At 52.7% G+C, this 12,097-nt stretch carries 8 protein-coding genes and 1 riboswitch; all 8 genes read right to left on the bottom strand.

From position 1 onward, the window contains the following. Positions 1–93 precede the first annotated feature (93 nt). The gene (locus EKO24_RS02945; RefSeq protein WP_127030423.1) at positions 94–642 is read right to left on the bottom strand and encodes a HEPN domain-containing protein; all 549 of its coding nucleotides are present in this window, start codon (positions 640–642) and stop codon (positions 94–96) included. A 1-nt stretch (position 643) separates the two neighbouring features. Continuing rightward, positions 644–1,825: a DUF262 domain-containing protein gene (locus EKO24_RS02940; RefSeq protein ID WP_127030424.1), complete on the bottom strand. Its 1,182-nt coding sequence runs from the start codon at positions 1,823–1,825 to the stop codon at positions 644–646. Positions 1,826–1,921: 96 nt separating this feature from the next. Then, positions 1,922–3,790: a putative cobaltochelatase gene (locus EKO24_RS02935; protein ID WP_127030425.1), complete on the bottom strand. Its 1,869-nt coding sequence runs from the start codon at positions 3,788–3,790 to the stop codon at positions 1,922–1,924. Positions 3,791–3,968: 178 nt separating this feature from the next. Next, positions 3,969–8,006: a cobaltochelatase subunit CobN gene (locus EKO24_RS02930; protein WP_143733151.1), complete on the bottom strand. Its 4,038-nt coding sequence runs from the start codon at positions 8,004–8,006 to the stop codon at positions 3,969–3,971. Next, on the bottom strand, positions 7,999–8,301 hold the full coding sequence (locus EKO24_RS02925) for a (2Fe-2S) ferredoxin domain-containing protein (RefSeq protein ID WP_127030740.1): 303 nt from the start codon (positions 8,299–8,301) through the stop codon (positions 7,999–8,001). The genes EKO24_RS02930 and EKO24_RS02925 overlap by 8 nt, the downstream gene beginning before the upstream one ends. After that, a complete protein-coding gene (locus tag EKO24_RS02920) occupies positions 8,298–8,975 on the bottom strand; it encodes a CbtA family protein (protein WP_127030741.1) in 678 nt (225 codons plus the stop codon). The genes EKO24_RS02925 and EKO24_RS02920 overlap by 4 nt, the downstream gene beginning before the upstream one ends. Then, on the bottom strand, positions 8,975–9,172 hold the full coding sequence (locus EKO24_RS02915) for a CbtB domain-containing protein (protein ID WP_127030742.1): 198 nt from the start codon (positions 9,170–9,172) through the stop codon (positions 8,975–8,977). The genes EKO24_RS02920 and EKO24_RS02915 overlap by 1 nt, the downstream gene beginning before the upstream one ends. Before the next feature lie 120 nt (positions 9,173–9,292). Next, positions 9,293–9,518, bottom strand: a riboswitch (cobalamin riboswitch). Between the two features lie 219 nt (positions 9,519–9,737). Next, entirely contained in the window at positions 9,738–11,378 is a 1,641-nt protein-coding gene (locus EKO24_RS02910) for a Na+/H+ antiporter (RefSeq protein WP_127030743.1), read from the bottom strand. Between the last annotated feature and the right edge of the window lie 719 nt (positions 11,379–12,097).

Genomic DNA, 12,097 nt, shown 5'->3' with positions numbered 1-12,097 from the left:
ATATTTGGTCATAAATCCTTAAATAATTTTTCCACAGAACCGGTGCTATATAATTTTCTTTCCAAATGCCGGGCTGAGAGTTTTATTATGTAACTATGTGTTTTGCTGAAATTTTGTTTTAAGATAATTAATAAATTGAAATCCTTTTTTATAAAGTTCAAAGATTTCATTAGCTGTTTTATTATCGAGATTATATGCCGCGAAGTTACTATGAATTAATATGTTTCTAATATGTCCTATTTCAAGGAAGGCTTTAACTGATAATTCAAGTTCTTTATCAGTATTAATTTCTGCTTCAACCTCCTTTTTGAATTCATCTCCGAATAAAGAGAAAAAAGTATTAGCATTTTTACCGGGTTTATCAAGATCACCTTTTTCTCCCCAGTTAAAATAAGTATGGTATTGCATTCCAATAGCTTTTTTCTTGAAAAAACTAACTGCTTTTAGGTTGTTATTTGTTTCTTTTGAAATAAATTCAACCAATATTTCTTGAATTAAATGTTCAAAATAACTAGCAGAAGACAAAACGAATAGTTTTTTGAAATATCTATCAACATCGCTGACCAATGATGGTTGTGATTGTTCTCTCAGAAACTTGACGATAGTTTCATATTCTTTATTTAATGTTTCTACTGGTGTCATATTATTCCAGCATACTTTTTGCCAAGGAGATTCTAAACTTTACATTTTTTTCACTTGCTGTATCTGATTGGGTTGCTTCAATGAAGCCCGTGTCGTTTTTTAAAAGATCGACTTTGTCAAAATCTATATCTTTTATATCTATTTTTTTTTCTGTAAAAGATTTTATGCAGCTAGCAACAAATATGGATTCAAATACAGAGATATTAAATCTACCTGTCTTGCTATGGAAAAGTCGATCATCATTAGTAGTTGCTTTGTTTAAAAAAGACATGAAAAGCGATTCGAGAAAATTAATATTTTCGTCTGGAAAATTTTTTGCTTTAAGAGAAAATTTATTGAGGAACTTCGTCATTGATGGTTTATAAAATTCCCCATCAATCAACATAGCAAATCCTCTCAGAAGTATTTCAACATCTTTCATGTTTAAATCTGGCGTACAAGATGGAGTAAACTTTCTCCACTCTGGATTAAGATTTATTCTATAAAGCATGTCATAGAATTTGGAGTGAAAAAGGCTGGTTCTTATTTCCTGCGGCTTTAAATTAACACCACCGGAATTAAGACGATTAAAAATTTCAAATACGACAGAGTGTTCGTCATCAGGTGCATTTTGTTTAATAATGATATTTCTGATGGTTCGTAAATCAAATGAAACCTTGTCTTCTTCATCTAAGGTAAAGTAATTTAATCCGTTGAGTTTATTTATTTGACCTGGTTGAGAAGTGGGAAGTTTGAGGTTAAAGTCTACAAAGTAGTCATTATTATTTAGTATAGAATCAGGAATTCCTTTGTTCTGGTCAAAGATCATGCGAAGTTCAAGGCGCTTTTCATGTCTAGGAAATCTTTTTTTCATAAAGTAATAGATGGTCATATACCGTTGTTGACCATCAATAACTATAAATTTATTTTTTGCTTCTTCGTATAAAAATATTTGAGGAATTGGAATGCCTATAATTATAGATTCAATTAGTTTCGAGGCTCTTTTAATATCCCAGACATAATTGCGCTGAAATCCAGGCACTTTTACGATACCTGAGCCGATAAAATCAAATAATGTTTTTATATTAAAGTCATTTGGAGATGCTGAAATATCATATTCGGTAAAATTTATATCCTCTGATGAAATACTCAAATCGTCTTCAGGATCAATCCAGACAGGCTCTTCTATAATGTTATTTTCCATGTAAAATCTCCAAATATTTTTAGTTTGCGCAGCAGTATCTTATTTGCAAGATAAATCAAGTATTACACAATCTAACTCAACGCTACCGCTTTAAATTTAAGTTGCCTGGCGCACAGTCAACGCCAGATTTTCCGCCGACAATTCTTCCAATGCCAGGCATTCGGCTCCCAAAGCCTGCGCCAGTTGACGCGCGCGGCCCAGGCGCAAATAGCCGGTTTCGGTATCAAGCACCAAGCTCGGTACGCCGCGTTCGGCCAGCAGTTCGGCAAAACGTAGCGATTCCTGCCAGGGATCGTTGCCGTCTTGAAGCGCGACGTTGGCTTTGCCGTCGCTGAGTAAGACCAGCAGCGGCGGCAGGTCGGTTTTTGCCAGCGTTTCGAACGCCACCGATAAAGCGCTTGGCAGCGGCGTGCGGCCGCCGGTCGGTAGTTCGCGCAGATGCTGCTCGGCAATATCGACGCTACGGGTCGGCGGCAATAGCAGTTGCGCGGATTCGCCGCGAAAGCTGATCACCGCGACTTGGTCGCGTTGCTGGTAGGCGTCGGTCAGTAGCGACAATACCGCGCCTTTGACCGCTTCCATACGCCGTTGCGCGGCCATCGAGCCGGACGCATCGACGACGAATAAAATCAGGTTCGCGGTTTTGCCGACGCGGACTTGCCGGTACAGGTCGTCTTTTGTGACCTGGAATGGTTCGCGGCCTTTGAGCGCCGCGCTACGCAGGGTTGCATCGACGGCAAGGCTGCTCGGATTCGGGTCCGGCACGGCGCGGACGACACGGCCGCGCGGCGCGTCTTGCGTGATGCTGCGCTTGCCGGATGCAAACCGGCCGACCGGATCGGCGACGTCTATTTTGCGCGCGTCGTCGGCGGCCGCGGCGGCGAAGACTTGTTGCGATTCGCCGTTTTCGTTTTGTTCGCTGTCGGCGCCGGATTCGGTTTCGTCCGGCTGCTGCAAGGCTTGTTGCATCAATTCATCGAGTTGGTTTTGATCCAGTCCCGGCTGTTCGAACGGTTTGCGCCGGCGCCGGTGCGGTAGTACCAATTCGGCGGCGGCGCGCACGTGCTCAGGTGTGACTTCGGTTTGGCCTTGCAGCGCCGCCAGCGCGCGCGAGGCTTTATGCATGACGATGTCGGCGCGAAGGCTTGCGACTTCGAATTCGCAGCATAAATGGCTGATCAAATCGAGTAGCGCATCGTCCAACATCACGCCCGGCAGTAATTGCTGCGCGGTTGCCAGTTGATCGCGCAACGCCTGCTGCTCGCGCAGCCATTGCGCGGCGTAAGCGGCCGGGTTGGCTTCGAATGCGATGCGCCGGCGCACGACTTCGGCGCGCAGGGTTTTGTCGTGCGGCGCGGTTACTTCGACCATCAAACCAAAACGGTCCAGCAGTTGCGGGCGCAAATCGCCTTCCTCGAGATTCATCGTGCCGATCAGCGTGAAGCGGGCAGGGTGACTGACCGACAGGCCTTCGCGTTGCACGACGTTGACGCCCATCGCCGCCGCATCCAGCAGCACGTCGACCAAGTGGTCGGGCAGCAGGTTGACTTCGTCGATATACAGTATGCCCCGGTGCGCCGAAGCCAGCAGGCCCGGCTTGAACACGCGCGATCCGCCTTTCAGCGCCTGTTCCAAATCCAGCGTGCCGATCACGCGGTCTTCGGTCGCGCCCAGCGGTAACGTGACGAAAGGCACGCTGTCGGCTTGCGGTGCGGCATGTTCGTGGTTGCAGGTTTCGCAATGTTGATACGGCGCGCCGGGCAGGCAGTTGTAGGCGCAGCCGGCAACGCGCTGGATAGGCGGCAGGATGTCGGTCAGCGCCCGCGCCGCGGTGCTTTTCGCGGTGCCTTTGTCGCCGCGGATCAGCACGCCGCCCAGCGACGGATCGACTGCGCACAGCAGCAATGCAGTTTTCAGCCGGTCTTGTTCAACGATGGCGGAGAAAGGGAAAATGGTGTGGATCATTTTAAAAAGAAATATTTGTCCACGAAAGGCACGAAAAAAATCAATAGGGTGTTTTGGAGTGCAAGCTTTGCTTGCCAAAGCAGGCGAAGCCTGCACTCCAGCGATAATGTCATTTTAGTGTCTATGAAGACTTGACAGCTGCTTGGATATTTTCGTGCCTTTCGTGGACAAAAAGTCATTATGTACTGCGCGACGTCTCGCCGCGCGCCTCCAATAAAGTCTCGCTGTGCAGGTACAAATCCTGCAACGCATTCAGCGTCTGTTGTTTTGGCTCGGCCCACATACCCCGGTTGGCGGCTTCCAATAAACGCTCGGCAATCGCGTTTTGCGCCCACGGGTTGGCTTGTTCCAGGAAATTGCGCATGTCCGGGTCCATTGCGTAAGTCTCGGCGACTTGCTCGTACATCCAATCGTCCATGATTTGCGCAGTCGCGTCGTAGCCGAACAGGTAATCGACGGTTGCGGTCAGCTCCAGGCCGCCTTTGTAGCCGTGGCGGCGGATGCTGTCCAGCCATTTCGGGTTGACCACGCGCGAGCGGAACACGCGCAGGGTTTCTTCCTTCAGGTCGCGCACTTGCGCTCGCGCCGGGTCGTGACTGTCGCCGAAATATTTGCGCGGCTGGGTTCCGGTCAAGGCGCGGATCGTCGCGATCATGCCGCCGTGGAATTGCAGGTAATCGTCGCTGTCGAAAATATCGTGTTCGCGGTTGTCCTGGTTATGCAGCGCGACCTGGACGCCGGATAGCCGGGTACGGAATGCGTCGCGTTGGTCGTTGCCTTGTTGGCCTCGGCCGTAGGCATAGCCGCCCCAGTTCACGTAAGCTTCGGCGAAGTCGGCGTCGGCCTGCCAGTTTTTTTCCTGGATCAACGGCAAAATACCCGCGCCGTAACTGCCGGGTTTGGCGCCGAAAATGCGGTACGCGGCGCGCTCCGAGGCTTCGTCCTCGGACAGGCCTTGGCCTATCCAATCGCCCAGTTCGGCCAGGTAATGCTTGCGGACGAAATTTTGCGACAGCGGTTCGTCCAGTTGAATCACCGCGTTGACCGCATCGTCGATCAAATCGATCAGTTGCGGGAACGCGTCGCGGAAGAAACCGCTGATGCGGGTCGTCACGTCGATGCGCGGGCGTTTCAATTCGTCCAGCGGGATGATTTCGACGCCGGTCAGGCGGCGGTTTTCGTGCTGCCAAACCGGGCGCACGCCGAGCAGCGCCAGGATTTGCGCGACGTCGTCGCCGTGTGTGCGCATCGCGCTGGTGCCCCAGATGCTGATTGCGACGCTTTCGGGGTAGGCGCCGGTTTCGCGGACATAACGCGACAGCACTTCGTTGGCCAGCTGGCGGCCGACGCGCCAGGCCGATTGCGACGGCACGCTGCGCGGATCGACCGAATAGAAGTTGCGCCCGGTCGGCAGAATGCCGGCCATGCCGCGCGTCGGCGAACCGCTGGGGCCGGCCGGGACGTAGCCGCCGGATAGGCCGCGAAGCAGGTTGTCGATTTCGTCGGTGGCGCGGGCGAGGTTGGGAGCTAGTTCGCGACAGGCGTATTTAAGCACACGGGCTATTTCATCGTTCCCACGCTCCGCGTGGGAACCATCAGTAATGGTATTAAGGACTTTATTAATAGCTTGATCTATGGCTAATTCGGAATAATCGTGCGCCAGCAATTCGGCGAATAATTGCTTGCTTAGCGCTTCGATGGTTTCCAACACGTCGGCATGGGTTACGAGCGAACGTCCGGCCAGTTGGTTGAGTTCGGGCACAGCCTGAGCCAAACGACGGCCTTGGTGTTCCAACAATTCGTCCGGATTCAATCCGAACAGCTTGGCGATTGACGCCGGCAAGCCGGGAATGTCTTGGTTCGGCAGCCGGGTCAGCGACACCAGCATGTCGGTCAATTGTTCGTTTTCCGGGGCTTGGCCGAGGATATGCAGGCCGTCGCGAATTTGCGCCGCGCCCAATTCGCACAGATAGCCGTCCAGGTCTTCGATCAAATGCGCGACGTCGGCGCCGCCCATTTTAGTCAGCGGTTCGGGCAGTTCGTCATCGCCGTGCTCGTGATGGTGGTCGTGATCGTGTTCGTCATGATCATGGTGGTGATGGTCATGATGACACTCGTGATCATGATCAAGTTCATGGCAATGATCGTGATGATGTTCATCGTGTCCATGACAATGTTCATGATGATGGTGACCATGTTCGTGGATGTGTTCATGATGGTGGTGATGGTCATGGTGATCGTCGTGATCATGGTCATGATGCAACAGCCGCGCCTGCAAATCGGCATCGAGGTTGGTTTCCTTGATCAAGTCCCAAATCTGCTGCTGCAACAGCGGCAGTTTGGCCGGGTCCAGCACTTCGACCTGGTAGTATTCGTCGACCAGTTGCGTCAGTTGCGCCAATGCACCGTAAGTGTCGGCCGTGGTCATCGGCGGCGTCAGGTGATCGACGACTGTCGCGTGGGCGCGGCGCTTGGCCTGCGAGCCTTCGCCGGGATCGTTGATGATGAACGGGTAAAACAGCGGCAGGTCAGCCAGCAGCGCGTCGGGAAAACAATTCTCCGACAAGCCGACGCCTTTGCCCGGCAGCCATTCCAGCGTGCCGTGCTTGCCGACGTGAACGATCGCGTCGGCTTGCCAGGTATCGCGCAGCCAGCGGTACAGCGCATAATAATGATGCGTCGGCGGCAGGTCCGGCTGGTGGTAGATCGCGTCCGGGTCCATGCCGTAGCCGCGCGGCGGTTGCAACACGACCAGCGCGTTGCCGAGTTCGATGCCCGCCAGCGCCAGATGGCCGTCGTGCAGGTAGGCTTCGCCCGGAGCTTGACCCCATTGCGCGGTCATTTTTTGCTGCATGTCGGCGGGCAAGTCGTCGAACCAGACTTGGTATTGCGCGGCCGGCACGCGGCCGACGGCATTGTTGAGCTGTTCGCTGGTCAAAAAGGTATTGTCGTAAGCGCAACGGTCGACCAGTTCGTGGATCAAAGCGGTGCCGCTGTCGGGCAGGTCGCTGATGTTATAGCCGTCCGTTTGCATTGCTTGCAGGATGCGCATTAATGAAGCCGGCGCATCCAGGCCGACCGCGTTGCCGATTTGCGAGGCTTTGCTGTTGGAGTTCGTGAACACGAAAGCGATGCGCTTGTCGGCATTGTCCAGGTGTTTCAAGCGGGCAAAGCGCGCGGCGACTTGCGCGATGCGCGCGGCGCGATCCGGCACCGGTTGGTATCCGACCAATTCGTTCGAGGCACCAGCCGCTTTGGCTTTGAACGATAGCGGCACGGTCACGATACGGCCGTCGAATTCCGGCAATACCACGTTCATTGCTGCATCCAGCGGATTCAGGCCGCGCGTGGATTGCTCCCATTGCTGCCGCATCATGCCGCTGGCGATGGCTTGCAGTACCGGCACGTTCAGCCGTTCCAGCACGCCGACAGACCAGCCCGCGGGCGTGGCGCCGCCGGACGTTATTTCGCCCATCGCGAACGCGGTGGTGTTGATCAGCACGTCGATATGGCCGCCGTCGAAAAAGCGCAATGCGGTCGGCAAGTCGTCGTCTTGTCCGGCGCGCAACGACGAGGTGAACACCGGCAGCACGTTCAGGCCGCGTTTTTCCAGTTGTTCGATCAAGGCGTCGATAAAGCGGGTGTTGCCACTGATCCAATGCGCGCGGTAAAACACGATGCCGGCGCTGGGTTTAGTTGTATCTGTTAATGCCAGCCAGTCGTCAATGCCGGCATCCTGCGGCAGATCGGGATGGTAAATGCCGTGCTCCGGCAATTCGACGGCCGGCTCGAAGCCGAAACCGGTCAGCAAAAAATGATCGGATAAATAGCGCAGCAATTGCGCGATATTAACGCTGCCGCCGGCCTGGAAATAAGCCTGAACCTGGTGCAACACGTCCGACGAAACGGTCGAGGCGGCGGCCAGTTCCGGGTCGGGTTCGCCGGTGCCGCTGATGACGATTAAATGCCGGTCGCGGCAATGGCGCAGCAAATCGCTAAAGCCGGGTACGCTGCCGAGCCGGCCCAATACGCGTAATACAATGATTTCTGCCGATGCGAGCCGGTGCTGCAACAGCTCGGCCATTTGCGCTTCGTTTTCCAATGTTTGCAGGTTGATGCCGGCGACATCGGGGAAACCTTCCGGCGCCAGTGCGAGCGCGTTTTGCAGCACCGTCAAGTCGTTCGGCGCGTGGGTCAATAAGGCTATATTAGACATCGCCGCTGCCTAAACGGTGGAAAATGTGCTCGCTGACTTCGGCGTCATTTTCCAAGTGTTCACTGACGATGCGCTCCAACACCGCTTCATTGGAGCAGGAATACCAGACGCCTTCGGGATAAACGACCAGGATAGGGCCATTCTTGCAGACCGCAAAACAGTGAGACCGGGTGCGTTTTACTTTGAGGCGGGGACGGGCGTCGATTTTTTGGCCCAGTTGCAAAAATGCTTCCGTATTGTTGCCGGAGCAGCGCGGGCCTGTACACATCAATACGTGCTTGTTGTGGGTTCTCATAAGTCCTTTTTGTAAAACCGGCCCATTAAACCGCCGATAGCCAGCCAGAAGATTGCATTCGCAAAAACGGTGGCGTTTATAAACGATTGCGCCAGTTCGACCGGCGCGGCGCTGCCGGGAACTTCGGGCTTGGGCGCGTCCATTAAATGCGGCGCGACGAGCAGCACGGCGCCGAAAAATTTGTTGGTTCGGGTAAGCGCAAAAGCCAGCAGCGACAAGCCGAAGCCGGTATCAAAGACCGTTATCAGCCACCAATTCTGCCGGTCCGCGAGTTTAGCGGCTGTTGCACCCGGCACTTCCGGCGGCAAGCCCAAAGACGGCGCGACAAAAAAAGTCAGGTAGCCGGCCAGTCCCCACAATAAACCGATACGCCAGTTAGCAGGACGGCTTTTCAAGCACATGATCGAACCGATCAGCAGTGCAAAACCAATGCCCAGGCCGATATTGGCGGCTGCGGTAAAAAAGGTCCGTTCCAAGCCGTTTTCAGGTTGCCATTCATGGTGTTCGTGGCTGTTTTCCATATTGGAAACAATCGCTGCTTCCTCGTAGGTCTCAGCTTGAAGCAAGGTCGGAATCACTTGAATTTGTTGAACGGCGGTTAGTAACAAACCCGCCAGCAAGCCTGTCCAGAGAGCCGCGATAACCAGCTCTCTAAAAGCGGTCGGATTAATCATTAATGGCACGGAAAGCTTGCGGAGTGTCGTCCATCGTGAGCAGCGTTATGGAGTTGCGCGGTTTCGGCAAAACCGGCACCATAGACCAGCGCCAGACCCAGCATGGCGGCCAGCATCGCAGGCAATATTCTGTCTTTTAATGCGTCGGAGCGTGCTTGGATTTGATCGTTGTCGAGCAGAACGGGTGTTGATGACATGTGTTTTCTCCTGAGTAAAGAAACAGCAAAGCCGGTAGTTTAGCGGCGGAAATAGTCTGTATGGGGAGAAAAACGAGACGGACGCGAGAGAGCCTTCCATCCGGGCGCCCTCCGCGCACACAACGAATATTACTCCAGGCCGGTCTCCGGGCTGACAAGTTGAAAGTCTTGAGCTTTCAAGGTTGGCGCCTTCCCATGACGTCACAGTGGCGATTGCAAACCTTTTACTTGTTTACCGTTGCGGGGGCAGCGCAGGCTTTATTTGCTTCTGTGAAGCAAACTCACCAACTTCCCGTTTCAATTCCAGGGACGACAGCCCATGAATACCTGAAGCAAGTTATACGCGGCTAGTATATTCACTCGACCATGAACTGGCAAGCATGAGTCATGTTGGTGCGTATTGGTAAGTATGCAGCAAAAAAGAAATGGAACACGGATGACACAGATAGGACGGATTGACACGGATTTTTAACCTAAGCCAAGTTCGATGACGCTTTTAAAATCAGTGTTTATTCGTTTAATCCGTGTTTTATTGAATATACGCTGAGTAGTTTGAATTTGAACTTCAGGATGTTTTCGGCTTCTTGGTATGTTGTCGCTCCGGTGAGACTCGCAGCTCGCCGATGCCGATTCGTAATGCTTCGACATCGAGCTCATGCTCAAGACGATGCAAGACTTCGTCGCTGATCACGTCCTCGTTTCGCAGATTAATAACGGCCAAGCGCTCAGCTGTCAGGGTTTCGTGCCGCAAACGCCTGAATGCTTCGGTGATTTCTTTCGTGCATTCCGCATCAGAGGCTTCGGTAGCGACATTACGTTGCAAGCGCTGGTCATAGTGAACCCTTAGTTGTTCGATATGGCCGGGAACCGGCCAGTCTTCATCGACTATCGTATCAAGAAGGTTTAGGGCTGCTGTTGCAGCACGTTCACGAGCCTGGCGCACTTCGTATTCAATGCTTTTGTCTTCACCTAAATCCAGTAAGCGGATCAGCAAAGGAAGCGATAAACCTTGAAACACCAGAGTGACCAGAATGACCATGAACGCGATCAGAATTATTTCCGCTCGAAACGGAAAAGGAGCACCGTCCGCTGTGACGAACGGCAGAGCCATGGCTGCCGCAAGGGAAACCACGCCGCGCATGCCGCTCCAGCCGAGAATGAACAGATTCGGCCAGGACGGCATCGGATCGCGAGCCCGTAACGAAGAATTTAGCAGTCGAGGCACCCAGGCTGCGGTAGGAATCCATACCAGACGCACTGCAATGGCTGTAGCACTGACTAATATGCCGTCTATAGTCAGTTGAGCTAAGCGGCTGGATGGAACCGCCTCGCGGAGAGTATCGAGTTGCAGGCCGATCAGGATGAAGATAATGCCGTTGAGTATGAAGACCAGGAGATCCCATACTGCCCGCGCCTGGATGCGGGTAATGGGCGCAACGATTGCGCTGAAGCGTTGGCGGATATAGAGTCCTCCGGTCACGCAGGCCAATACGGCAGAGGCGTGGGCTTGCTCGGCCAGGACCCAGGCAATGTAAGGCGCCAATAAGGTAATCGCGATCTCGCTGAAACTGTCTTCGGTCAGGCCTAAAACCCAGCAGCACACAATGCCCACGACGATCCCGACGGCGATGCCCATGCTTGCGACCAGAAAAAAGTCCATGAAGGTATGACTTAACTCGAATTTTCCGCTGACCACCGCTGCAAGCGCCGCCCGATAAAGCACCAAAGCGGTCGCGTCGTTCACCAGGCTTTCGCCTTCCAGTATCGTGACTGCCCGGCGCGGGATGCGAAGATGTTTCATGATCGCGGTAGCCGAGACAGCATCCGGAGGCGAGACAATGGCTCCTAAAACAATGGCCCCGGTCCACCCCAGTTCCGGTAATGCCGCGCGGGCCACGCTGGCGACGGCCACTGTTGTGGCAATTACCAGTCCGACCGCCAGTAACGTGATCGGGCGAACGTTGGCACGAAAATCCCGCCAAGATGTGAAGTAGGCGGCAGCCCATAGCAGCGGCGGCAGGAAAACCAGGAATATCAGGTCAGGGTCAAGGCGAATCGTGGGCAGGCCGGGTATAAAACTTAAGACTAAGCCTCCGATGACCAGCAAAATCGGGTACGGAATGGCAAGTCGGCGCGCAATTGTCGTCAACGCGAGTACCGCTATCAATAGCAGGATTATTATATTAAGCTGTTGAAAGTTATCCATATATTATCCTCGGTATTTTGCGGCAAGGATTCAAAAGCCTAAATCGAGCTTTATTTGCCGGCAAAATTAAAACAGGTACTTAAGTGAGGCTTGAAATACAGATTGACGTGTAAAACTTGGATTTTTTGGAATGAATGTCGTTTGTTGAATCGCCGGCGTTGTTTGTCATGACATCGACAGCGTCCGGGCTTTTGTACAATTTAGCATTTGCCGATAAAAATCGCTATTCATGGATAGATTTAGCTTAAATTCTGATGTTACGCAGTGTCTACGAAAAGTACGAAAAAATATCAGTCGTAGGTTTCTTGCCAACAGTGTCATATCCGGCATTTATTAATAGGTCCCGCCTGATCAGAACGTTGCCGGTTAGACCTTCCAGGTTTTACGACTGCCATGGATGGGGGCCGAGACTGCTCCCGGCAGTCCCCGGCATTTCCTCCATCCATGGAGGTCAGAAGTGTCGCAATCGGTACGACTGCCAGGAACGCAGGAGGTCGGCAGAAAACCGCTCCTGCATTTTCTACATTCACCACATCCTTGTGGCTTAGCAATGCAGGAGCAGTTGCCGAGGGAACCGATTTCGTGGTTTTCGTGAACGACGCTTTTTATCATCTGTATGAGTAACATCAGTAGGACTTTCGCAATCCTAACCAAATAGGTTATGTTATCCGGCATGATCACCAAGCAACGTTATGTGGAATACTTGATCTGCACACCGA

It is taken from the genome of Candidatus Methylobacter oryzae, assembly GCF_003994235.2.
Classification (GTDB): Bacteria; Pseudomonadota; Gammaproteobacteria; order Methylococcales; family Methylomonadaceae; genus Methylobacter_A; species Methylobacter_A oryzae.
Note: the sequence above shows the minus strand (reverse complement) of the source record. Positions and strands in the feature narration are given on the sequence as shown.

Coding starts and splice junctions, on each gene's coding strand:
- EKO24_RS02945 (WP_127030423.1), bottom strand. CDS start 642: ATGACACCAGTAGAAACATTAAATAAAGAATATGAAACTATCGTCAAG.
- EKO24_RS02940 (WP_127030424.1), bottom strand. CDS start 1,825: ATGGAAAATAACATTATAGAAGAGCCTGTCTGGATTGATCCTGAAGAC.
- EKO24_RS02935 (WP_127030425.1), bottom strand. CDS start 3,790: ATGATCCACACCATTTTCCCTTTCTCCGCCATCGTTGAACAAGACCGG.
- EKO24_RS02930 (WP_143733151.1), bottom strand. CDS start 8,006: ATGTCTAATATAGCCTTATTGACCCACGCGCCGAACGACTTGACGGTG.
- EKO24_RS02925 (WP_127030740.1), bottom strand. CDS start 8,301: ATGAGAACCCACAACAAGCACGTATTGATGTGTACAGGCCCGCGCTGC.
- EKO24_RS02920 (WP_127030741.1), bottom strand. CDS start 8,975: ATGATTAATCCGACCGCTTTTAGAGAGCTGGTTATCGCGGCTCTCTGG.
- EKO24_RS02915 (WP_127030742.1), bottom strand. CDS start 9,172: ATGTCATCAACACCCGTTCTGCTCGACAACGATCAAATCCAAGCACGC.
- EKO24_RS02910 (WP_127030743.1), bottom strand. CDS start 11,378: ATGGATAACTTTCAACAGCTTAATATAATAATCCTGCTATTGATAGCG.